The 23,870-nt window shown below is 60.2% G+C and carries 21 protein-coding genes; 9 read left to right on the forward strand and 12 right to left on the reverse strand.

The window, feature by feature from the left end; all coding sequences use genetic code 11:
- Positions 1–17: 17 nt before the first annotated feature.
- Positions 18–728 carry a pirin family protein gene (locus tag P0D80_RS30325; protein WP_408289330.1) on the reverse strand — a complete coding sequence of 237 codons (711 nt, stop codon included), beginning with the start codon at positions 726–728 and terminating at the stop codon, positions 18–20.
- Between the two features lie 607 nt (positions 729–1,335).
- Here P0D80_RS30325 and P0D80_RS30330 point away from each other — a divergent pair.
- The 5 genes from P0D80_RS30330 to P0D80_RS30350 all read left to right on the forward strand — a co-directional run bounded on the left by P0D80_RS30330 (position 1,336) and on the right by P0D80_RS30350 (position 6,392).
- Positions 1,336–2,112, forward strand: coding sequence for an ABC transporter substrate-binding protein (locus tag P0D80_RS30330; protein ID WP_408289333.1), 777 nt, complete (start codon positions 1,336–1,338; stop codon positions 2,110–2,112).
- A gap of 300 nt (positions 2,113–2,412) precedes the next feature.
- Entirely contained in the window at positions 2,413–3,102 is a 690-nt protein-coding gene (locus P0D80_RS30335) for an ABC transporter permease (RefSeq protein ID WP_012432163.1), read from the forward strand.
- A complete protein-coding gene (locus tag P0D80_RS30340) occupies positions 3,099–3,812 on the forward strand; it encodes an ABC transporter permease (RefSeq protein ID WP_408180370.1) in 714 nt (237 codons plus the stop codon). The genes P0D80_RS30335 and P0D80_RS30340 overlap by 4 nt, the downstream gene beginning before the upstream one ends.
- 46 nt (positions 3,813–3,858) lie before the next feature.
- Complete coding sequence (locus P0D80_RS30345; protein ID WP_342960076.1) at positions 3,859–4,638, forward strand: ABC transporter ATP-binding protein; 780 nt, start codon at positions 3,859–3,861, stop codon at positions 4,636–4,638.
- A gap of 602 nt (positions 4,639–5,240) precedes the next feature.
- Positions 5,241–6,392 (forward strand): porin, encoded by a 1,152-nt coding sequence (locus P0D80_RS30350; protein WP_408289337.1) that lies wholly within the window; start codon positions 5,241–5,243, stop codon positions 6,390–6,392.
- 252 nt (positions 6,393–6,644) lie between these two features.
- Here P0D80_RS30350 and glnK read toward each other — a convergent pair whose 3' ends face one another.
- Together glnK and P0D80_RS30360 are read right to left on the reverse strand one after the other, a co-directional pair.
- On the reverse strand, positions 6,645–6,983 hold the full coding sequence (gene glnK, locus P0D80_RS30355) for a P-II family nitrogen regulator (protein ID WP_006048444.1): 339 nt from the start codon (positions 6,981–6,983) through the stop codon (positions 6,645–6,647).
- Positions 6,984–7,107: 124 nt separating this feature from the next.
- A complete protein-coding gene (locus tag P0D80_RS30360; RefSeq protein ID WP_408289340.1) occupies positions 7,108–8,808 on the reverse strand; it encodes an NAD+ synthase in 1,701 nt (566 codons plus the stop codon).
- Between the two features lie 133 nt (positions 8,809–8,941).
- On the opposite strand from P0D80_RS30360, the gene P0D80_RS30365 reads away from it, so the two are divergent.
- Complete coding sequence (locus tag P0D80_RS30365; protein ID WP_132375543.1) at positions 8,942–10,111, forward strand: GNAT family N-acetyltransferase; 1,170 nt, start codon at positions 8,942–8,944, stop codon at positions 10,109–10,111.
- A gap of 9 nt (positions 10,112–10,120) precedes the next feature.
- Positions 10,121–10,453 (forward strand): GIY-YIG nuclease family protein, encoded by a 333-nt coding sequence (locus tag P0D80_RS30370; protein WP_408289344.1) that lies wholly within the window; start codon positions 10,121–10,123, stop codon positions 10,451–10,453.
- Positions 10,454–10,487: 34 nt separating this feature from the next.
- Here P0D80_RS30370 and P0D80_RS30375 read toward each other — a convergent pair whose 3' ends face one another.
- The 8 genes from P0D80_RS30375 to P0D80_RS30410 all read right to left on the reverse strand — a co-directional run bounded on the left by P0D80_RS30375 (position 10,488) and on the right by P0D80_RS30410 (position 20,415).
- Positions 10,488–12,584 (reverse strand): FUSC family protein, encoded by a 2,097-nt coding sequence (locus P0D80_RS30375; RefSeq protein WP_408180366.1) that lies wholly within the window; start codon positions 12,582–12,584, stop codon positions 10,488–10,490.
- 432 nt (positions 12,585–13,016) lie between these two features.
- Positions 13,017–14,003 (reverse strand): hypothetical protein, encoded by a 987-nt coding sequence (locus P0D80_RS30380; protein ID WP_408289348.1) that lies wholly within the window; start codon positions 14,001–14,003, stop codon positions 13,017–13,019.
- A gap of 100 nt (positions 14,004–14,103) precedes the next feature.
- Entirely contained in the window at positions 14,104–14,730 is a 627-nt protein-coding gene (locus P0D80_RS30385; RefSeq protein WP_408289351.1) for a nucleoside/nucleotide kinase family protein, read from the reverse strand.
- Between the two features lie 107 nt (positions 14,731–14,837).
- Positions 14,838–15,713, reverse strand: coding sequence for a sugar phosphate isomerase/epimerase family protein (locus P0D80_RS30390; RefSeq protein WP_408180363.1), 876 nt, complete (start codon positions 15,711–15,713; stop codon positions 14,838–14,840).
- Positions 15,710–16,735 (reverse strand): ABC transporter permease, encoded by a 1,026-nt coding sequence (locus P0D80_RS30395; protein WP_408180362.1) that lies wholly within the window; start codon positions 16,733–16,735, stop codon positions 15,710–15,712. The genes P0D80_RS30390 and P0D80_RS30395 overlap by 4 nt, the downstream gene beginning before the upstream one ends.
- Positions 16,732–17,745, reverse strand: coding sequence for an ABC transporter permease (locus P0D80_RS30400; protein ID WP_132375557.1), 1,014 nt, complete (start codon positions 17,743–17,745; stop codon positions 16,732–16,734). Before P0D80_RS30400 ends, P0D80_RS30395 begins: the two co-directional genes overlap by 4 nt.
- Entirely contained in the window at positions 17,738–19,252 is a 1,515-nt protein-coding gene (locus tag P0D80_RS30405) for a sugar ABC transporter ATP-binding protein (protein WP_165923906.1), read from the reverse strand. Before P0D80_RS30405 ends, P0D80_RS30400 begins: the two co-directional genes overlap by 8 nt.
- A 170-nt stretch (positions 19,253–19,422) precedes the next feature.
- Positions 19,423–20,415 carry a substrate-binding domain-containing protein gene (locus P0D80_RS30410; RefSeq protein WP_132375561.1) on the reverse strand — a complete coding sequence of 331 codons (993 nt, stop codon included), beginning with the start codon at positions 20,413–20,415 and terminating at the stop codon, positions 19,423–19,425.
- Between the two features lie 223 nt (positions 20,416–20,638).
- On the opposite strand from P0D80_RS30410, the gene P0D80_RS30415 reads away from it, so the two are divergent.
- Positions 20,639–21,694: a LacI family DNA-binding transcriptional regulator gene (locus tag P0D80_RS30415; RefSeq protein WP_132375563.1), complete on the forward strand. Its 1,056-nt coding sequence runs from the start codon at positions 20,639–20,641 to the stop codon at positions 21,692–21,694.
- A gap of 363 nt (positions 21,695–22,057) precedes the next feature.
- Positions 22,058–22,450, forward strand: a complete 393-nt coding sequence (locus P0D80_RS30420) for a response regulator (RefSeq protein WP_132375565.1) — start codon at positions 22,058–22,060, stop codon at positions 22,448–22,450.
- A 295-nt stretch (positions 22,451–22,745) separates the two neighbouring features.
- Here P0D80_RS30420 and P0D80_RS30425 read toward each other — a convergent pair whose 3' ends face one another.
- Positions 22,746–23,855, reverse strand: coding sequence for a 4-hydroxyphenylpyruvate dioxygenase family protein (locus P0D80_RS30425; RefSeq protein WP_408289359.1), 1,110 nt, complete (start codon positions 23,853–23,855; stop codon positions 22,746–22,748).
- Positions 23,856–23,870: the final 15 nt, after the last annotated feature.

Raw genomic sequence — 23,870 nt, forward strand, 5'->3', positions numbered from 1 at the left:
AGCCGAACGAGCACGGCTTAGCCGTTGAGCTGCCCCAGATCGAACAGCAGCACTTCAGCGTTCTCGCCCTTCTCCAGCGTCACCGTATCCGTGTCGCTGAGCTTGGCGGCGTCGCCCGCATGGAGCGTCTCGCCGTTCACCGTCAGCGCGCCGCGCGCCACGTGCACATAGGCGAGCCGTCCTTTGGGCAGCGCGAACGTGGCCGATTCCGCGCCGTCGATCAACGCCGCGTAAATCGACGCATCCGCGTGGATCGTCACCGAACCGTCGCGGCCGTCGGGCGACGCGACCACGCGCAGGCGGCCGCGCTTGTCGGCGGCGTCGAAGCGCTTTTCCTCGTAGCTGGGCTGATCGCCCGCGCGTTGCGGAATTACCCAGATCTGCAGCAGGTGCGCAGATTCGTCCTGCGACGCGTTGAACTCGCTGTGCTGCACGCCCGTGCCGGCGCTCATGCGCTGCACGTCGCCGGGACGGATCGTCGAGCCGTTGCCCATGCTGTCGCGGTGAGCCAGCGCGCCTTCGAGCACATACGTGACGATTTCCATGTCGCGATGGCCGTGCGTGCCGAAGCCCTCACCGCCGGCGATACGGTCTTCGTTGATGACCCGCAGCGGGCCGAAATGCACGTGCTGGGGGTCGCGATAGTCGGCAAACGAGAAGCTGTGATACGAGTCGAGCCAGCCGTGGTTGGCGTGACCGCGTTCTTCGGAGCGGCGAATCTCGAACATGGAAGTACTCCTGGTGAGTAAATAGCGATGCCGAGAATGTATGGGCATGGCCTGCACTAAACAATCGGCGCGGGTGCACCGGATCGTTCCATAAATCCGTGCAATCGGGCGTTGGCGCGGTCCGGCGCTGGTCCGGGCGATGTTCCGGCCGCGCGTGCAAGACCGCGGCTGCGATTCCGGCCTCGGCATAGGTACGACAAACGCCCCGCACATGAGTCGCGCATCCGCCGCAAGCGCGACCGGCCTCGCACGGCCTGGAAAGAACGCACCAGCGTCGCGCCCGCACAACGTCCGCGCGCGCCAGTTTGCCGCCGCCGGCGTCCCGGACTGGCGCCTCGTCCCTGTTCGGGTAAAATACCGCGCTTTTCGAGATTGCGTGCGTGCCGAAGGCGCACCGGCGAGCCCGGCATGGCGGGCCGCGGTGGGTCGGCTGCAGTTTTCAGACCCGCGCCGGACTGCCTCGATGCATCGGATGCACGCGCCGCGCTCCGCAGCAGAAACCCGAGCGGCGCGACAATTTTGACCGCCTAGAATAGCGACGGCCGGCCACGAGCCGGCGGTCGTCGAGATCGAAGCACCACGACGATCAGTTTGACCCAGGAGAAACATGAAGAAGTTCGCACTCTGCGTGGCGCTTGCGGTCATGGCCACCGGCGCGCTGGCGAAAGAGTGGAAAACCGTGCGAATCGGGGTGGACGCCAGCTATCCGCCGTTCGAATCCAAGGCGCCCAACGGTCAGGTGGTCGGCTTCGACGCCGATCTGACCCGCGCACTGTGCGCGAAGATGAACGTGAAATGCGTGTGGGTCGAGCAGGATCTCGACGGCATCATTCCGGCGTTGAAGGGCAAGAAGTACGACGCGATCGTGTCGTCGCTGACCATCACGGACAAGCGCCGCGAGCAGATCGACTTCTCCGACAAGCTGTTCGACGCCCCCGCCCGCATGATTGCCAAGGCAGGCTCGCCGCTGCTGCCCACGGCTGATTCGCTGAAGGGCAAACGCGTCGGCGTCGAACAGGGTTCGACTCAGGAAGCCTACGCCAAAGTCTGGTGGGAGCCCAAAGGCGTGACCGTGGTGCCTTATCAGAATCAGGATCAGGTGTACGCCGACCTCGCTTCGGGGCGTCTGGACGCCGCCTTGCAGGACGAAGTGCAGGCCGATGCCGGTTTCCTGAAGACGCCGCGCGGCAAAGGCTTCGGCTGGGCGGGCCCGGAAGTGAAGGACCCGAAGACGATCGGCGAAGGCACGGCCATCGGCCTGCGCAAGGACGACGCCGAGCTGAAGGCGATGTTCAACCAGGCGCTGGCGCAGGTTCACCAGGACGGCACGTTCAGGAAGCTCGAGAAGCAGTACTTCGACTTCGACATCTATCCCGGGCATTGAGCCGGGCATCGAGTCTGGACACTGAACCCGGGCACAGAATGCAGCACCCACGAAACTCGGGGCTCGCCCGCATGGGCTTTCACGAGGCTTCGTAATACAGTCGGCAGTAGATTCACAAGCAGTTTCACAACGAGAGTCGAAAAGCGCGCTGCAAGACCGGCAACGGCCATGCAGTCATGATTTGCACAGCGGTGCGCTGTGCGCCGCAGGTCACAGCGAGCCTCAGGCTCGCGGCAAACGCGGCGCAGAGTTGGCCGCGTCTTTCGCGGTGTGTCGCAAACACATCGTCAAGGACCCCATATGTTCCTTCAAGGCTACGGCCCGCTGCTCCTCAACGGCACCTGGCAGACCGTCAAACTGGCGGTGTTGTCGCTGGCGTTCGCTTTCGTGCTGGGCCTGCTCGGCGCGGCGGCGAAACTGTCGAAAAACCGTTTCTCCTACGGCGTCGGCACGGTCTACACCACGCTCGTGCGCGGCGTGCCCGACCTGGTGCTGATGCTTCTGCTCTTCTATAGCATCCAGATCTGGCTGAACAACCTGACCGATCTGCTCGGCTGGGACCAGATCGACATCGATCCCTTCGTGGCCGGCGTCGCGGTGCTCGGCTTCATTTACGGCGCGTACTTCACCGAGACCTTCCGCGGCGCGTTTCTCGCGGTGCCGCGCGGCCAGCTCGAAGCCGGCGCGGCTTACGGCATGACGGGCTGGCAGGTGTTCACCCGCGTGATGTTCCCGCAGATGATGCGCTTCGCGCTGCCCGGCATCGGCAACAACTGGCAGGTGATGGTGAAGGCCACCGCGCTGGTGTCGATCATCGGTCTCGCCGACGTGGTCAAGGCTTCGCAGGACGCGGGCAAAGGCACGCTGCGGTTCTTCTTCTTCACCCTGTTCGCAGGGGCGATCTATCTCGTCATCACCACAGTGTCCAACTTCGTGCTGATGTACCTCGAAAAGCGTTACTCGACCGGCGTGCGAAAGGCGGATCTATGATCGAGATCATTCAGGAATACTGGCGCAACTATCTCTACACCGACGGCTATCGCATCACCGGCGTCGCGATCACGCTGTGGCTGCTGGTGGTGTCGATCGGGCTCGGCTTCTGCCTGTCGATTCCGTTCGCGGTTGCGCGCGTGTCGAAGAGGAAGTGGCTCTCCCGCCTCGTGTGGCTGTATACGTACATCTTCCGCGGCACGCCGCTGTACGTGCAACTGCTGCTCTGCTACACCGGCTTGTACAGCCTCGAAGTCATTCGCAATCACGAGCTCACCAATGCGTTCTTCCGCGACGGCATGCATTGCACGCTGCTCGCTTTCACGCTGAACACCTGCGCGTACACCACCGAGATTTTCGCCGGCGCGATCAAGGCGACGCCATACGGCGAGATCGAAGCGGCACGCGCGTACGGCATGTCGTCGTTCACGCTGTACCGGCGCGTGATTCTGCCGTCGGCATTGCGCCGCGCGCTGCCCTACTACAGCAATGAAGTGATCCTGATGCTGCATGCGACCACCGTCGCGTTTACCGCGACCGTGCCGGACATTCTCAAGATCGCGCGCGATGTGAACTCCGCGACGTATCAGTCGTTCAATGCATTCGGCATCGCAGCCCTGCTCTATCTGTGCATTTCTTTCGCGCTCGTGTGGCTGTTCCGCCGCGCCGAGCGCCGCTGGCTCGCTTACCTGCGGCCGCAAGGCAAGTAACCCGGGGCACCGCGCCCTCCGCAAGTAAGCATGCCCAAGGATCCTGATGACCACCAAGAAGCAAAAGCTCTTCGTCGATGAGCTTCACAAACAGTACGGCGACAACGAAGTTCTCAAGGGCGTGTCGCTCAAGGCCAACGCCGGCGATGTGATCAGCGTGATCGGCTCGTCCGGTTCGGGCAAGAGCACGATGCTCCGCTGTATCAACTTTCTCGAGCAGCCGAACGCCGGGCGCATCTTCGTCGACGGTGAGGAAGTGCGCACGCAGATTGGCAAGAACGGCGCGTTGCGCGTGTCGGACCCGAAGCAGTTGCAGCGCGTGCGGACCAGGCTGTCGATGGTGTTCCAGCACTTCAACCTGTGGTCGCACATGAACGTGCTCGAAAATATCATCGAGGCGCCCGTCAACGTGCTGGGTCTGAAGCGCAAGGAAGCCGAAGATCGCGCGCGTGAGTATCTGGAAAAGGTGGGGCTCGCGCCGCGCCTGGAGAAGCAATATCCGTCACATCTTTCAGGCGGGCAGCAGCAGCGTGTCGCGATCGCGCGTGCGCTGGCCATGCATCCGGATGTGATGCTGTTCGACGAACCGACTTCCGCGCTCGACCCCGAACTGGTCGGCGAAGTGCTCAAGGTCATGCAGACGCTCGCCGAAGAAGGCCGCACGATGATCGTCGTCACGCATGAAATGGCGTTTGCGCGCAACGTGTCGAATCACGTGATGTTTCTGCATCAAGGCCGGGTGGAAGAAGAAGGCCATCCCGACGAAGTATTCAGGAACACGAAGAGCGACCGGCTCAAGCAGTTCCTGTCCGGAAGCCTCAAATAATAAACTCAACAAAACCCCGGATTCAGCCCGCTATTTGGGTTGTAGTCAAAGTAGCATTACAAGGCGCTTACTAGCGCCTTTTTTGTTTCGCTCACCTGTGCATTCCGGCGATTTCCGCCGCGAAAACCGCGCCCCGCAAGCCTCGAACTCCCGCCTTTTCGCCCTACTCTGCCGCATTTAAAGCGTCAATAGTGGCAATCCTTAACGTTGCCCGCGCCGATCCGTGATTCCCTTGTCGCATAAGGGTTTTCGCGTTTTTCGAAGGCCTTGTAACGGGTCGTCGCGCACATTCGTATTGCAATTTGGAGACATCGATCGAGGCAGGTACTAATTTCTTCTCCCAGTTCAGGGTATTTTTGATAAATTAGTAACCAAAGTAGCAAAACAAAGTTCATTAAAAGTAGTTTCACTTCAAAGCACAGAGGAGAACCGGTCGGCGAGGGATCGGCATGGCGACCAGATAGCCCCAAGGCTACACGTCACGGCAGGAGACCCAATCCACCCGCTAGTCTCCCTGGTACCGATTTCTGTTCGGCGCAAATCGCGGCCGAGCACCATTCGCAGTACTGGGTTTCACTTTTTGACAGGGTATGGAGGAGAAGATGAAGAAAGCTTTGCTCGCCGCTGCGCTGATGACAGCCGGTGTTGTTGCGCACGCCCAAAGCAGCGTGACGCTGTACGGCCGCCTTGACGCCGGTATCGAATACATGACGGGCGTTCCGCAAGGCTCGAACGCAGCTGGCCAGGCAACTGGCAGCACGAACCGCTGGCGCGCAGAAAGCGGCGACTGGGGTACCAGTCTGTGGGGCTTGAAGGGCGTTGAGGACATCGGTGGCGGCAACAAGGTCCTGTTCCAGTTGGAAGGCTCCTTCAACACCATGACGGGTGCAGGTCCTGGCGGCGGCGGTCTCTTCAATCGTTGGGCAACTGTCGGCTTGTCGAACGACCAGTACGGTACGTTCACGATGGGCCGCATGCTGTACATCTCGAACGGCGTGTGGGACTTCGACCCGTTCGGTCAATCGAACTGGTCGTCGGCATCGCTGGTGCGTGGCCGCAACTGGCCGCAATCGAGCAACAACTTCGCATACCAGTCGCCGAAGATCGCCGGCTTTGACTTCTACGGTCAATACGCGCTGTCGAACGCAACGAGCTGGAACGGCAACGGCACGACCCCGCAAGGTCGCGAAGCTGGCGCGCAGGTTACCTACACGAGCTCGCTGTTCCAGATTCGCGGTATTTACGACGAAATCCGCAATCCGGCTAACGGCGTGCTGTACGGCCCGAACCCGAGCGCGGTCAATACGGCCAATATCGGCAACGGCGTATTCGCGGCATCGCGTGAATACTCGGCTCTCGTGAACGTCTTCCTCGGCCAGTTCAAGGTTCAGGCTGCTTACCAGGCTGTCCGTTCGGCAGGTGCGCAGAACGTTCTGCCGGGCCAGCCGACCACTCTGGATCACGAATGGGGCGGTGTGACGTGGCAAGCAACGCCGGCTGCAGCGCTGATCGCGGCGGTCTACCACGTGAACGGCAACAATGGCGCAGGCAACGCGACGATCTACACGATCGGCGGCTCGTACAACCTGTCCAAGCGCACGCTGCTGGACATCCAGATCGCAACGACGCAAAACAGCAAGACGGCTAACTACGGCCTGAATGCTAACAACGCCGGTACGGCAACCAGCACGGACAACCCGCTGCCGGGTCACAGCCAGTCGGGCGTGTACGCAGGTATTCAACACTCGTTCTAATCGAACGGTGTTCCCCGAAGGGACTTCCTTCGGGGTGTAATCAAGAGTTCTTCAAGAGAATCTTTTTCACGCTGCTGCGAGAGGCGCGTATCGGTGCGATGTCCGAAAGGGTATCGCACCGTTTTTTATTTGAGCGCACGGTTTTGCCACCACTCGAACGCACCGGCGCGGTGCACTCATGGTTGTGCGGCTGACTGCAGCTGGCAAATCCCGACGCTTGACACCTGCTTTGAGGCGACGAACTCTGGTGCTTCAAACCGCTGCTTCGTTTTCTTCGCCCGTACGAATGCGGATCACGCGCTCGACGTCCGCGACGAAAATCTTGCCGTCGCCGATCTTGCCGGTGCGCGCCGCGCCGATGATCGCGTCGATCACCTGGTCGCACTGATTGTCGGCCACCACCACTTCGATCTTCACTTTCGGCAGAAAGTCGACCACATACTCTGCACCACGATAGAGCTCGGTATGGCCTTTCTGACGGCCGAAGCCTTTGACCTCGGTCACGGTCAGCCCGGTGAGGCCGACTTCGGCGAGCGCCTCGCGCACTTCGTCAAGTTTGAACGGTTTGATGACTGCAGTGATGCGCTTCATGGCGAACCTCGTCTCGTGTCTGGAAGAGTGAAAGGGAAATGGATGTTTTTATTCTACGCCGCGCCGGATGCGTTGCGGCAATCCGGCACGCGCTTCGGGTTAGTCCGCAGTCATTCGCCGCGGCTCACTCCACCGGTTCGGTGTAGCGCGACGTGATCGGATAACGCCAGTCGCGCCCGAACGCGCGATGCGTGACGCGAATGCCGATCGGCGCCTGACGCCGCTTGTATTCGTTGATCTTGATGAGGCGCGTGACGCGTTTGACGTCTTCGACCGCATAGCCCGCCGCGATGATTTCGGCGAGCGAGCGGTCCTCTTCCATGTACATGCGCATGATCGCATCGAGGACTTCGTACTCCGGCAAGCTGTCCTGATCGGTCTGGTTCTCGCGCAGTTCCGCCGACGGCGCGCGCGTCAGAATCCGCTCGGGAATGACGTCCCGCTTGTCGAAAGTGGTAGCCTGGTTGCGGTAGTGGCACAGGCGGTAGACGAGCGTCTTCGCAATGTCCTTGATGACCGCGAAGCCGCCGGCCATGTCGCCGTACAGGGTGCAGTAGCCCACCGCCATTTCGCTCTTGTTGCCGGTGGTCAGCACGATCGAGCCGAACTTGTTCGAGAGCGCCATCAGCAGGGTGCCGCGAATGCGCGCCTGAATGTTTTCTTCGGTGGCGTCTTCGGCGCGGCCCGCGAACTCCTGCGCGAGCGAGCCGCGGAACGCGTCGAACATCGGCGCGATCGCGATTTCGTCGTAGCGCACGCCGACGCGGCGCGCCATCTCGGCGGCGTCGGTGGTGGAAATGTCCGCGGTGTAGCGCGACGGCATCATCACCGCGCGCACCCGGTCCGCGCCGAGCGCATCGCACGCGACGGCCAGCACCAGCGCCGAATCCACGCCACCGGACAGGCCGATCAGCGCGCCCGGGAAACCGTTCTTGTTGATATAGTCGCGCACGCCCATCACGAGCGCGGCATAGACCTGCGCCTCGATCGACAGCTCCGGCGCGATCGGCGCGGGCAGCGGCTTGCCGTCTTCGAATTCGACGATCGCGGTCGCTTCCTCGAACTGCGCCATCTTCGCGACCAGTTCGCCTTGCGCGTCGAGGACGAACGAGCCGCCGTCGAACACCAGCTCGTCCTGCGCGCCGACCATGTTCACATAGACCATCGGCAATCCGGTCTCGCGAATCCGTGCGCGCAGAATGTCGAAGCGCACCGCTTCCTTGTTCAGGTGATACGGCGAACCGTTCGGAATCAGCACCACTTGCGCGCCCGCCGCCTTCGCCATTTGCGCAGCCGACGCATGCCATGCGTCCTCGCAGATCACCACGCCGTACTTCACGCCGTCCAGCTCGAACACGAACGGCTGCGGGTCGGACGCGAAGTAGCGCTTCTCGTCGAACACCTCGGTGTTGGGCAAATCCTGCTTGCGATAGGTGCCGCGCACTTCTCCGTCGACGATCAGCGAGGCCGCGTTGAAGGTATCGACCGGCGGCACGCCGCGCTCGATCGGCGCGTTTGCATTACCATGGCCGTGCGCCGCGCTGTGCGCAACATCACGTAGGGGATGGCCGACGATCACATGCAGGCCGGCGAACGGCTTCAGTTGGAGAGCGAGGTCGGCCAACGCCGCCGCACTCGCGGCATAGAACGCGGGACGCAGCAGCAGATCTTCGGGCGGGTAGCCGGACAGCGCGAGTTCAGGCGCGATCAGCAGCTTCGCACCATCGTTGTGCGCGGTGCGCGCGGCAGCGACGATCTTCGCGACGTTGCCGGCGAAGTCGCCGACGGTGACATTGATTTGAGCAAGAGCGATTCGGGTCTTCATGGCAGGATCGACAGGCAAGCCGACGTGGCTTGCGAGTACCGCGGCTGGTTAGCTCGACGGAATGGACAAATCGGATAAACGAACGGCATCGCGCTCAGAGCGCCGCGCCGCTCATTGGGAACAGTCACACAGATTGAACCAGGAACGCTTTGATTATCGCACGGGCATTCTGGCGTCGCCCTCCGAGGTGGACGCCGCCGAATGGAATGCCCTTCTCGCGCAGCAGTCGCAGCCCACGCCGTTTCTGCGGCATGAGTTCTTGAGCGCCTTGCATGCGACCCGCTGCGCGGTCGCGGATAGCGGCTGGGCGCCGCAATTCGTCACGCTGACCGACCCGCGCACGGACAAGCTCGTGGCCGCCGCGCCCGTGTATCTGAAAGGGCACTCGTACGGCGAGTACGTGTTCGACTGGGCCTGGGCCGACGCCTACAAGCGCAACGGTTTGCCGTATTACCCGAAGCTGTTGTGCGCGGTGCCGTTCACGCCGGTGCAAGGCAACCGGTTGCTGTCGGCGGATACGCATGCGCTCAGGCATCTGGCGGCTACGCTGATGGCGTTCGCCGAACAGGCCGACGTGTCTTCGCTGCACGTGCTGTTTCCCACCGAAACGGAAGCGGACGCGCTCACCGAAATGGGCATGATGCAACGCGAAGGCGTGCAGTTTCATTGGCTGAACGACGGCTATCGCGACTTCGACGATTTCCTCTCCACGCTCGAACAGAAGAAGCGCAAGAACATTCGCGCCGAGCGCCGTAAAGTGCACGAGGCCGGCGTGACGATGCGCCGGATTCGCGGCGAGGACATCCAGGACGCGGACTGGCGTTTCTTCAGCAAGTGCTATCGGCAGACGTATCGCGAGCACTTTTCGAGTCCGTATCTGAACCTCGATTTCTTCCGCATGATCGGCGCGTCGATGCCGGAGAACCTGCTGCTCGTGATCGCCGAATACGAAGGCAAGCCGATCGCGAGTTCGCTCGTGGTGTATCAGCGCGACGCGAAAACCGGCGGCACACTGTATGGCCGCTATTGGGGCGCGCTGGAACACGTGCCGTGCCTGCACTTCGAAACGGCGTACTACCAGCCGCTCGAATTCTGCATCGAGGAAAAGCTCGGCGCGTTCGAAGGCGGCGCCCAAGGCGAGCACAAGATGGCCCGCGGCTTCCTGCCCACGGTAACGCGTTCGGCGCACTGGCTCGCGCATCCCGCTTTCGCCGATGCGGTCGGCCACTTTCTCGACAACGAAAAGAACAGCATCCACGCGTATGTGGACGAGCTGCGCGAACACAATCCGTTCAAAGGCTGAAGCGCATTCATGGCTTGGTTTCTCTATCTGCTCGAATGCTCGGACGGCAGCGTCTACACAGGCATCGCCGTCGATGTGCAGGCGCGCTTCGACAAACACGTGAGTGGCGAGGGCGCGCGTTATACGCGTTCGCGCAAGCCGGTGCAGGTGCTGGCGTCGTTCGAATTGACGGATCGGTCAAGCGCGTCACGCGCGGAGTATTGGGTCAAGCGGCTGTCGCCGTCCGAAAAGCGTGCGCTTGCGGCGGGCATGCGTACGCTCGAATCGGTGATGCCTTTGCCTGAGCCCGAAGCGATTGCCGACGACGAGCAAGCTCAAGAAGAGCAAACCAGCAAGTCCTGATGCTTGAGCTTCGTGCCGACTTGCACCGCCTTGGCTATCCCCTCGCCTCGCGCATCCGCTCGTTGAGCAGCCGATGCATCAGCGCAAGCTCGCCCACCGCATCGGCTTCCAGTGAGGTCAGCCCGTCTCGCGCGGGAAGCGCGAGACGCACCGGCCGCAAATTTCGACTCAACGCGGTGTCGATGTCCGCGCTCACGGTCGCGACCCACGCGCCGAGTTCATCGTGCATATCGCGCCGGTTCGTACTCAGGCGCAGTTGCGTCGCGGTGCCGGCCATTCTTCGCAACACGCTCAGCACCGTCAGCGTGACGGTATCGACCATCGAGTCCTCGAGTTTTTCAAGGCGCATCCGGCCAATGGCTTCCTCCGCGTTATTGCTGCCCAGACCGGCAGCGCGGCGCAAGCGCTCCATGTCCTTCTCGCTGCGGCGAGGCGATTCCAGCGCGGCCCTCAGATAGGCGAGATTGGCGCGCACCGCCTCGGCCAGATACGCGCGATAGTCGATCTTTTCGCGCGTCGGCCAGAGATAGAACGTGGCCAGCAGCGCCAACACGCAGCCGAGCACGTTGTTGCCGAGCCGCGTGAGCGCATAGGCGAATTCGCTCGCGCCCGGCGTCGCGAAGTCGGCCACCAGCACGAAGGTCGGCGTAAGGAACAGCACGAAGAGGCTGTAGCTGACGGGACGCAGCGCCATGGTCGCCATCACCAGCGGAAACACCGCGAGCGAAATGCCGAGCGGCGAATGGATCGCGTAACCGATACCCGCCGCCAGCACGCCGCCGACGATGCTGCCCGCCGCCCGCTCAATACTGCGCGGCCAGGTCGCGGCAATCGACGGTTGCAAGATCAGCAGCGTCGCCATGGTGGCCCAGTAGCCGAACGGCAGACCGAGCGCACGGATCACGAGAAAGCCCGTGGTGGTCGTCACGCCGACGCGCGCCGCATGCCGCAAGCCAACAGATTCGACCGACAGGTTGGCCTTGAGCGTCGACCAGGTTCGCGTGAAGCGCCGCGCGGCGCTGTCGCGCCAGCCTTCGGGCTGCGCATGCACCGGCGTGAAGTCGACCAGTTCGAAATCGGACTTCAGCTTCACGGGTTCCATCAAGGCGGTTTCGAGCCGCCGCGCAAAACGCCGCAAGCGAAGTTGCAGATCGGCGAGACGCGCCCACTGCGCGTCGTTGGCGGCCGCGCCGATGCCGCGCAGCACGTCGCCCATGACTGTCAGCAGGCGGGCCGCGCGTTTCGCGCGCCATGCGTCGTCGGGGACTCGTTCACATGCACCGGAGACGGCGATCAGGTACGCGAACAACGCTTCGCCGTCAGTCAGCAAGCCGAGCAGCGTGTCGTAGGTTTCACGGCCGCCCGTTCTCGACGCGGGCACGCGCGCCAGCACTTTGCGCGAGCGCTCCAGCGCGGCGCGGGCATCGGCGCGAAATTTCGCGGCATGCGTGGCCCACTCGCCGCGTGCCGCGCGCCGCTCGAGCAGGCGGGCGCTGTCCAGTGCGATATCGGCGAGACGCAGGTACACGGCGCGCAGCGTCGAGCGGCTCGTGCCGAACGGATGAATGCGCCAGACCGTCAGGCTCAGCGCCACGGCAAACAGACATCCGACCAGATAGATGCCGAGAAACGCCATGCCTTGCCGAACACTGTGCATCGGCCGGTCGACCATCACGACGCATGCGGTCGCCGCGAGAATCGTCACCTGCGAAGTGGCCGCGCCCCAGATCCTGCCGAACGCGCCGAGTGTCGTAAATACCAGCACCGCGAGCGCGGCGAACACGGCTCCAGCGCCGGAAGCGTAAGCCGTCAGGCCACCGCACAGCGTGGACAGCACCGCGAAGCCCATCATCGACGCAAAGCGGGCGCGGTTCGAGCCGGCCGCGTCGGCGAGGCAGGTCCAGAAGGCTCCGATCGCGGCCCACGCGAAGGCCGGTTCGTGCAGCACGTTGCCGAGCGCGAGCATGGCCGTCGACGCGCACGCCGCCCTCAAACCTTCGGACAGACTGGCTTCGCTCGTCGAAAACGACACCATCCATACCGGCCGCTTGCGGTAGATCGCGCTGACGACGGCATACAGCCAGTTCGACCAGCGTTGCGAAGACGACGGGTTGGACTTGCGATTCAGCATCCGAACGGTGTGCTCCAAGGAAACGCGGATTGGCGCTGCGTCAGCGCATCGTGCTAGCCAGCGGCAGGCAGGCGCATGCAGACGCATGCACGCGACCAATCATAAGGGTTTACGCCTAGATATAAAAATGGCTTCGGTTCATCCTCTCGATGCACTGTGGCTATGCATCCACACTCAAGACCAGGCGGCGCGCGACGGCCTCGTGTTTCGACAGTCCATGAAATAACCGCGCGGCCTTTGCTGGCTCGCGCGGTTTTTTGTCTGTCCGGAACGCCGCCAAAGTCTTTCCGGTGCAGCGGTACCCGACCCTCTCTTACGGCGAAGCCGATGCCATGGGGTCCGGTCTCAACCCTGCACTCAGCGGTTTCGTAGCATTGGCCTTCGCTTTGGCGGTCAAAATCGTTCCAATGTCAGTTTTAGCCTTCGCAGCCGTTAGTCTTCATAGCGCCGTACCGACAAACGGTACGTAATGGTCCGCGGCACTCCTGCTTTGAAGACCATTCCGGTGCGGCCGGCGAGCGGATGATTGGCAGGCGGAATCGCCACCCGGCTGAGGTCAAAGAAGCTGTTGGCCGGTTCCACCCCTACGGCGAAGTGTCGCCCGGACCAGGGTTCGTGTGTACGCCCACCGTTGCTAATCCAAAGCAACGCATCGGGAAGCTCTTCCGCATTCCAGTCGAGAGATACATCGGCGTGCTGCTCCGGGTACCGCAACACAAACGGTGGCTTACATTCTGCGATTTGCAACAACTCTTCGGTTGTTTCGGGCAACGGCAGGCGGGTCACGTCCATCAGCCCTTGCGTGGTCGGAATTTCCTTCAAGGTCGAGATGGTACTGTTCGGCAGAATTCGCGAGACGCCGGGCTCTAGTGGAACGGGGTAGCTGTAGATGGCCTGATACTCGCAAGCGAGGATTTCAACGCCTCCCACTGGAACAGCAAAAGTTGGATGAAGGGCGAACGGCAAATTCACGTCACGACGGGCATGGACGGTAAGTGAGACGACCAGCGCGGGTGCGTCAGGCTCCACTTCAATCTTGCGCTCAAGCCTCTCAATCTCGCTGTCAGAGGGGTAGGCGATTTGAAGCGTGAGCATGCGGTCGCTTTGCTCCACCAGTTGCCACATGTGATTCGCGCCATACCCGTGAACCCAGTCATCATCGGCATCACGAATCCGGAAATCGGGCGGCAAGCCCGTAGGTACGTCGACCATTCCGAACGGAAGGCAAGGCCATTCCCCGCGCAACGCGCGCATAAGGCCAGGTCGGTGTACATCATCCTCCCAGGGAGCAACGTGCACCGGAGAGACAGAACGTCCGCCTCCAAGGTCAAAGCGCACCGGCGCAAGCATTCCACCAAGTGCTTGAACCTCTGCCTCGCCGTGTGCCCATTTCAACGTCCAGCGCTTGATTGATTCCATCGCGAAGTTCTATCAATGTTCAGCCGGAAATCCAAAGATACTCGAGGAAGGCAACACATGGTGCATCGCCTCGTGGGGTGCTAGAACCCCTGAATGTGCCTTACGATGACCACTGGAATTGAACATCGGCTCGCTCTCTAGTTAAATCAATCAAGGTCGCGTTCACTTCGTCAGTTTTCTGAACCCATTGTTCTGCTGCAGCCTGGTCCCGGCCGAAACCAATATGCCGAGTAACAAGACGCTGCCGTCGCACGTCCGGGTCGACGTTGATATACCAGACTTCGTCGAGCAATGGTCGCGCAGCTTTCCAATGGCCGTGCTCGAGAAGAAGGTAATTCCCTTCCGTGATTACAAGCGGCATATCAGGCGCCACAGGGATTGCGCCGGCGATGGGTTCTTCAATTTCCCGGCGAAATGTGGGAGCGTAGATTGTTTCGTCGTGACGCTGCTCACGCAAGCGCCTCAGAAGTGCAATATACCCCGCACTGTCAAACGTATCTTCCGCACCTTTGCGGGATGCGCGACCGAGCCGGGAGAGTTCAACATTCGCAAGATGAAACCCGTCCATCGGCACAACCACTGCCTTTCCGGGAAAAGCATCAAGGATTGCTTGCGCCAGTGTTGATTTGCCTGCACCCGGCGCACCAACCAAACCGAGGATGTAGCGCCGCCCGTCAGAAACTAACTGGTGGAGGCGACCGAGGTAGCGGTCTTCAATCGTCGACATAATCCAGGGTACTCCAAAAAAGTGGCGGTCGGCGAGAACTCTTCTTATCCTCGCCGAAGCCCCGTTGCCGAGCCATTGTCGCGACACTTACTTCATCCGGTAGGCGCCTAGTGGTGCGTTTTTGCTTTTGCGGCGGCGTTGATGCCACCAGCGATGAACTCCCGCGCATGTTTGGCCAGGTCCATACCGTCGTCCCACAAGTTGCGCCAGATTGCCAACGCATTGGACAGCTGCTCGTTGACGACCGTCGACGAGAAGCTCTCAAAAGTTACGACGCCCTTGTAGTCAATCATGGCGAGTGCGTGGAAGAACTGAGAGAAATCGATCGTCCCCGACCCGAGGTACCCGCGATTGCTTTCCCCGATATGAACGTAGCCAAGACGCTTGCCACATTGCAGAACCGGCTGCATAAAATCGGATTCCTCAATGTTCATGTGATACGTATCGAGGTGAACGACAACATTGGGCGCATCGACCTCGTCAATCATGGCAAGCGCCTGCGAAGCGGTGTTCAGCAAATTGCTCTCGTAGCGATTTACCACTTCAAGCCCAAGCGTCACGTTCTTCTTCAACGCGAAATCAGCAATGCGCTTGAGCGAATCAATCGCATTACGACGGCCTTGCTTGGTAACCGGTGCATTGTATTTCCCCATCGCACCATAAAGAATCCCGCCGAAGTAGCCTCCACCCAGCTCTGCCGTGACGCTGATACCTTCCTCCAGCATCGAAACCCCGCGTGCGACCGTAGCAGAGTCCTCACTGGACACGTCCGCACCAAAGGTGAGACCGCGCGAGCAACCGATATCCAACTCATGCTCTTGCAGCAAATCCCGCGTGAGCGCCAGGTCCATGACCTTCGGACCATGCAAGGACAGTTCAGCCAGGTCGAAACCAGCAGCTTTGGTCTGGCTCAAGACTTTGCGAGTCGATTCGGGGGTGAGGTCGCCAGCCCATACCAGTGCGTGCACGCCAAGCTTATTCATTGTGTAACTCCTTCAGATGCGGTCACGCGCCTGCGGACCAAAGTTTTCGAAATGCCCTTCGCCCATGCCCAACGGAAGAGCATCACAGCAAGCAAGAACACGCCCCACAGCGCAGTCGCCAGGTGTTGGTTGGCACCGAGCAAATTGAGGCCAGAAGCGATAACCTGCAGAATCACAAGTGCAATCACGACCGGTACCACGCGACCAAAGCCGCCGAATGGGTCCACGCGACCAAGGAAACACGCAAGCACGGAAATGAGCAGAAAGGCCTCGCCATGGCCAACGCGAACCGAGTTGAACTGGGCGGCCATCACCACGCCAGCGACGCCGCACATCAATCCCGATAGCATGTAAATTCGAGTGACGGCGCGTGTCGTCGCGATGCCGGAATATCGCGTTGCTTCCAGATTTGAACCAATCATGCGTGTGGCGAAGCCTAGCCGCGACCGTGTCATGACAACGTGCCAAAGTAACGCGCAGCCGAGAAAAATCAGGAGGGGAATCGGTACGCCGAGGAAGACCCCGTTGCCCATTTCGCGCACAAACGGCGGGAACCCGGAGATGTCGCCGCCACGAGTGAGGAACTCCCCCAATCCGCGCAAGAAAATCATCATCGACAAGGACACGAGGATGGGGCTTGCTCCCGTACGCGCAATGACGGCGCCCATCACCCAACCGGCGGCGGCGCCTGTGGCCAACGCGGCAGCGATGCCGAGGATGATGGCTAAAGCGCCGGCGTCCGCTCCGCCGTACGTACGAAGCACCCACGCCATGGCCAACCCCGAAATGTTCGCGGTGAAAGTCACCGAGAGATTGAAGCCGCCGGAAATCAAAGGCATCAGCATGGCCAGCGTAAAGAACCCGAGCTCCGGCAACTGGAACGCTACCGACACGAATGTGCTCGCCGAGAAAAAGCGGTCAGATGCGAAGCTCAGGACAGCGACGACCAGGATGAGAAACCCAAGCAACCCGGCGACGTCTGCCGGTACGAGCGGCGCGCGTTGAGATGAGGACATTTTCATGACGAGGCCTTTACGCTTTGTGACGTGAATCGCGCTCCGACGAGCTTGGCGAAGCCGCCGCTCGACAAGGTAATGGCGATGAGGATGATGGCTCCGATGATCATCTTGAACGCGTACGGCGAGATGCCGAGCAAGTTCAGGCCGTTGGCGGTGATGGCGGTCAGGAGGATGCCGAGGATGGCGCCGAGAATCGTGCCGCGGCCGCCGCCTAACCTTGCACCACCGAGCACTACGGCAGCAAGCACATCCAATTCGCGGCCGTAAAATGCATTCGGAACGACTTCCTGCACGTAGTGGGCTTGCATGAGTCCGGCAATGCCGGCCATCATGCCGAGCCATCCAAAGGCGATGTAATGCATCGCACCTATGTTGACCCCCACGCGGCGCGCCGCCTCGGGGTTGTCGCCCATTGCGTAGAGCTGTCGACCGGTTGTCGTGCGCCGCAGCAGAAACCATGTTGCTATGACCATGACGACCATCACGGCCACAGGCAGTGCGAGATTCGCATTGCCACTCGCGGTGTTGAAATGGATGAGGGAAACTCTGTCCGTCCACCAGTCCGGCAGGTCGTAGATAGAGACCCCGCCCGTGAGAAACATCAACCCGCCGAAGAACACATTGAACGTGGCAATCGTCACCACAATTGAAACAATGCGAAATCTGTAGATAATCGTGGCGTTGATTGAGCCAAGCAGAAATCCGAAAAACGCGGACACGATGAAGCCGAGAGCCCAGTTACCACCACCGAGTCGCATCACGGTCAACGCAGTGAGGTACTGAACCACCGATGCACCGACGGCGAATGAGATATCAATGCCACCAGCAATCAAGACGACCAATAGCCCGACTGCGAAAATGATGTTGACGGAACTCTGGTTGAGCAGGTCGAACAGATTGGGAAGAGTAAGGAATGTCGAGGTTGAAAGGCTGAGGCCAATCACCATGATGGCGATTACGAGAATCAGGAGGGCCTCGATCGAACCGATTCCGAGTTTGCGAAAATCAGGCATGGACGTCTCGCTCGATTTGTTCCATCGTTGTCATTCCCGGCACGTACTCTTTAACAATGCGGCCGTCGCGCATATGCAGAATTCGGTCGGAGTTGAAGTAGACCTCCGGAATTTCGTCCGATATCAGCAAGATGGCCATACCCTCAGCAGCGAGCTTGTGAATGATGGCGAAGATGCCGGCACGGGCGCCGACATCGACGCCGACGGTGGGCGAATCCAGAATAAGGAGCTTCGGGTTTGTGGCCAGCCACTTGGCGAGCACGATGCGCTGCTGGTTGCCGCCCGACAGCGTGGAGACCGCATCGTCCGGCTTTCCAATCTTCACGGCCAGTTGTTGAATCCAGTCTTGAATCAGCGCGTTTCTTTTTTTGGCAGCAATGAGATGGGTGCCATCCAGAAGGTTGTCCAACACCGCCGCGACCGTGTTGTCTCCGATTGATTGCGGCTGGACAAGGCCGAGTTGGAGTCGGTCTTCAGACACGTAGGCTATCCCTGCCTGGATAGCATCACGATTTGTGCGCAGCGAAATGTCTTTTCCGTCGAGCTGGATGAAACCCGCACCTGGGCGCGTCATTCCGAAAAGCGACAATGCAACTTCCGTTCTTCCTGCGCCAAGGCGTCCCGTCATGCCAAGAATCTCGCCTCGTCGCACTTTGAACGACACGTCATGGTATTGACGGGCTCGCGATAACCCCTGTACCTCCAGCACAACCGGCGCTTTCGTCAGGTCTGTCGTGCGTACTTCATAGTCGAAAGTTCGGCCCGTCATCAATTCCGTGAGGCGGGTTTGCGTCATCCCTTCGGTGGGAAAGGTGCCGACGTACTGTCCATCGCGGAAAACGGTCACGCGAGTGCAGACGTCCAGCACTTCAGCGAGCCGATGGCTGACGAACACCACGGCAATTCCGTCCGCAGAAAGTCGCCGGACAATTTTCAGCAGAGCTTCGGTCTCAGCATGGCTGAGCGAGGCAGTCGGCTCGTCCATGAAGACAAGACGTGCGTCGCGAACAAGCGCTCTGGCGATGGCCACGACTTGGCGCTGGGCAATTGATAGCGAGCGAACAGAACGGTTGAGGTCGATGGATACTCCGAGCCGCTCGAGAATCCGGCGGGCCGCCTCCTTCATCTTTCCGTATCTAACGACACGCGGACGAGACCCCAAGTTCTGCTCGAAAGCGATGTTTTCCGCGACGGTCATTTCGGGGAAAAGCGCCAGGTCTTGCCAGATGACCTGAATACCGAGGTCACGGGCCCTGGCCGGGTCGAGCCCTTCGATTGACTCACCGTCCATGAGCATCACTGCGCCAGGCTCCGGCTGATAGACCCCACTGATAATCTTGATGATGGTGCTCTTGCCGCAGCCATTCTCGCCCGCAAGGCAGAGAACTTCTCCGGGCATGACGTCGAACTTCACGGCCCGCAGCGCCTTAACGCCACCGAAGATTTTGGAAATGTTCTCGAGCTTGAGCAGTGGCATGCAGTCGCCGTCGAGCGCGCCCGATGCCATGTGCGCATCACCTCGTTGAGAACGGTGGACGTTGATGGAAGCTGGTTGACTCATGGAAACGCTCCGATGGTACTTGCACGCGACTGGCTGGCGACCAGATGTGTCGTACCGTTAACTTCCGGGTGAGCAGCGCTACAGCCGCGCTCACCCGTTCCCTAAAAGGATTGCGGTCAGAGGCCCATCTTTGCGAGGTCGTCGACGGTTTTCGCGTTGAGGTCGACAAGTTGGTCGACAATCAGGTTGTGACCGTCGGGATGAACAACACCCAGACCCGGAATATTCGTGCCGTCCTTAATCGGCTGCCCCTTTACGAGCATCGTGCCCAGCGTCACAAACACTTCGCCGGCGACTTCCGGATTCCACATGTACCCGCCGCTCAACACGCCATCGTGGACGAGCTTTCGGCCCTGTCCAGGCGAGAACGGCCCGAGAACCAGGACCTTTCCTTTCGCCTGCTGCTCCGCGACGGCGCGAGCCGCCCCAATCGGGCCCTGACTGCCGAACGCAAGGATGCCCTTCAAGTTAGGATGAGCGCGCATCAGGTCAAGCGCGGTTTTGCGCGACGCGTCCACGTCTTCAGCGACGCCGTAGCGATCGCCGACGAGGGTCATCCCGGGATAGTTGGCCTTGATGTAGGCGATTGCCGCATCCGCCCAGGCGTTATGGAGCGGCACTGTCAGCGAACCGACGAAAACGGCGTATTCGCCCTTCCCGCCCAGCGCCTCGCCAAGGCGTTTTCCGTAAGCTTCGCCGAAACCTTTGGACGAGGCCAGTTCAAAGTCCCAGTCCACGTTCTGCTGCTTCGGTGACTCGTGGGTGATGACCTTGATACCGGCGGCTCTGGCGCGCTGAAGAACGGGTTCCAGAACCTGTGCGTCGTTCGGCACGACGCCGATGACGTCTACGTGCTGCGCAATCAAGTCCTCGATTGCTCGTACCTGGAGCGCAGGGTCAGCGCTCGTCGGCCCGACCATGAATGCCTTGACGCCGAGTTGGTCGGCGCGCTTCTTGATGCCCGCTTCCATGGCGTTGAACCATGGAATGCCGCCAATCTTCACAACGACACCAATTACAGGCTTGTCAGGCGAGGCCGATGCAAAACTCGTCGTCAAGGCGAGCGCGACTGCGCCGGCGCCCAAAGTGCGGATGATGTTCTTGAACATGTCTCCTCCGGTAGACGCCTGGGCACGCAGACGCCCTAAATGAGTGATTAAAGGCCCGACTTCGCATCTTGCTAAAGATGCTAAATCCATTTAGCAGTTCGGGTGGGTGTATGCTGAATCTATTTAGCACTTCGGTCGAGCCGGAAAAACCCTGGTATTGGGTACTGTCGGGAAACGGCTACCTTTTCGGGACATAACGGCGCAATGCCCTCGGAGCAACTTGATGGCAAGCAGCAACCCCGGACGCAAGTCCACGATTTATGACGTCGCAAAGGCGACAGGTTCTTCGACGGCTACGGTCAGCATGGTGCTGAACGGCAGTTGGGTCCGCTATCGAATCAAAGAGGAGACTGCGAACCGAATACTCGAAAGCGCGCGTCAGCTTGGGTATAACGTCAACATGAAAGCTCGAGGACTGCGGCTGTCGCGCTCGGGTCTGGTGGGTATGGTTCTTCCCCATTATCGGAACCGTTTTTTTGCGGGGCTCGCCGAGACCTTCGAAGAGCAGGCTCGTAGTCGCGGACTTTGCCCAATAGTCGTGGGCACTCAGCGCGACCCCGCAGTCGAGGTGAGCGTTACCGAAACACTCCTTTCGCAGCGGGTTGAACTGCTATTTATCGCCGGCGTGCGTAACCCGACACCATTGAACGAGCTCTGTTCGGCCGCGGGCGTCCCTTCCATCAATCTGGACCTGCCAGGTGACGGTGCGCCGTCGGTCGTATCCGATAACCGCAAAGGCGCTCAAGCTATTACGGACGTGCTGATTGACAAGCTGCTAGCACGCGGCGCGGCGCCAGACGAGTTGGTCTTGCTAGGAGGTGTCGCGGATGAATATGCGACTGAGATGCGTATCGCAGGATTCAGAGACGCTTTCGAAGCTCGTCAAATGACGCCTGCGGCAGATGCAATCGACTGCTGTGGATATAACGCCGCTGCTGCCAAACGCGCACTCACGATTCGCTGTGAAAAGCTTGGGCGACTTCCGGCCGGTTTGCTGATGAATTCGATTACCGCGTTTGAAGGGGTGGTTCAGTTCACGTCAACGTTGCCGCCTGACGCGTGGAAGTCTGCGGTTGTTGGCTGCTTCGACTGGGACCCATTCGCGGCAAATCTACCTTTCGACGTGACCATGTTGCGGCAGGACGTGCAAACAATCATTTCTGAAGCGTTCAAGCTGGCCGAAAACTATGATTCGACGGACCGGTCTCTGATTCTCGTGCCAACGGGTCTGGGCAAAAAGTTTGAAGAAGCCGACCAAACGAAGGAGTTTGACCGATAACTTCGGTCTGGAAGTAGTGGCGGTCTTTACAACGAGCTGACCATTTTCCATGGCCATCACGGGCGCGTAATGCTCAGGATAGATGCGTGAGTCCCGCGCCTTACGCGCGGCGCACTGAATGTCCTCCAGTTCGCCGCGCTTCCAGGCGATTTTGTCGGTAGCGATTCGCTGACTTTCGGTTGCAGTCTTGGTCACTTTTACCTGGAGTGACCGGTCGGCGTCCGTTAGCCGTTTACGCTGCTTAAACAGGACATTATGCGAAACGACACGAGCGCTACAGGCGTGCAGTGTCGACGAGATTTTGTGTGAACTTTAGCCAGCGTCAGGCTGCCAAACATCATGTGGCGGCTCGGACAATTGCGTATGACAAGCGTATTGCTGGTAGACGATGATGAGGAGACGTTGGCTGCATGGAGCGCCAGTTGTGCCGCTGATGGATTTGAGGTTAGGGGCGCGCGCGACGGCCAATCAGCATTGGCAATGTTCGTCGAATTTCCTGTGGACATTGTGGTTGCCGACTGGCGTATGCCGGTGATGTCGGGAAGCGAACTCTGTCACCAACTGCGCACTCTTCCCGGACTAGCCGATGTTGTCTTCGTACTGGTTTCAGGAGAGCCTAGTCCACCCGCCTTCGTCAGCTACGACGGTTTCCTTCGCAAGCCCGTAGATGGGCAAATTTTACTGGCTACCATGCGACGGCTGCTGACAGAGCACGCAACGCATCGAGAGCACCGGCGCGGCGGGACGAAGGAATGAAGCGAACGTCTGCTTTTGTGCATGATATACGGCGTCACTCGCGTAGATTGACGCTATCGTGTCGAGGTCTTCCTTCGCCACGGCGGTCATCCATGCGTCGTACCGGGATAGGAGATGTTTTCGGATGTCCTGCTCCGTCGTGGCTTCATTCCTTCAAGATTCTCGGCGACCATGTTTAGGGAATGGGTCGAAGGCGATTGGCAAAGTCCCACAGGCGATGCATTGGATTCGTCCTTTGGGCCGCCTCTTGGGAGTGCAGTAGGCGGCAGGGACTATCGAAGCCCCTGCCGCGCGATCAACTGCGTGGGCCGCGTTGTTGCTGGTCCTTCTCCTGCGATTCGAACAGCGCCTTGAAATTGCCTTCGCCAAATCCATCTTCTCCGCGGCGTTCAATAATTTCGAAGAAGACCGGGCCAATCTGGCGCTTCGTGAAGCGTTGGAGCAGAATCTTCTGCGGACCCTTACCGTCGACCAGGATGCCACGCTCAGCCAGACGCCTGATGTCGAGGCCGTGCCCCGGAAGACGTCTATCGATTCCGTCATAATAGTTCTGCGATGGCGCCGCCATAAACTCGACGCCGGCGGCACCGAGCTTTTGAATGGTGTCTTCGATGTCGGACGTCAGCAGCGCGATGTGTTGAATCCCTTCGCCACCGTAGTCACGGATGAATTCATCGTTCTGGTTGAGCACACCAGGTTGGTCATGGGCGGCAGCTGCCACCGGAATCGACACGCGGCCGCACGGGCTCACCATTGAGCGCGCGCGCATTCCGGACATGTGCCCCTTGACTTCGAGATACTGCTTCTCCGCAAAGCCGAACGTGTCGCGGTAGAAGTTGGCCCACAAATCGAGGTTCTTGGGGTGGACAATATTCGACGTATGATCGACGGCCAGGATATTGGCGTCACCTTCCTGCGTGTTTCGGACTTCAACCGGAAGCGAGAAGATTTCGCGGAAGTCGCTGTCAACAAAGTACACGAGACTGTCTCCGATACCGAGAATCGTCGGCGTGTCGAGGACAAACGCTCCTTCCTTTTCGGCAGAGGCGCTAACCGCACCGCCGGCCACTGCTTGCTCGCGTGCAGCCTGTGCGTCGTTGACGCGAATGCCAATCGCCCTCACCGACGCACCATGCCAGGACTCGAACGCGTTCGGATTCCCATTAACGATAAACGCGGCCGCGCCTTGCGTCATCAGGAGCATGCCGCTCCTGGACTTACCGCGAAGACAGAAGCCAAGTTGCTCGAAGAGATCGACGAGCTCCATCGGTCGGGATGAGACGAATTCTACGAGGGCGAATCCGTCAGTTTTTACTCGCGTACTCATGATATTAGGTGGCATTCCAAAGTATGGGCCACGCGCGGAAATAGGCATCGCCGCAAAGGGAGTCGACTGGTATTCCATGAAGTCACCAGCAAA

Source organism: Paraburkholderia sp. RL17-373-BIF-A (assembly GCF_046030175.1).
Lineage (GTDB): Bacteria > Pseudomonadota > Gammaproteobacteria > Burkholderiales > Burkholderiaceae > Paraburkholderia.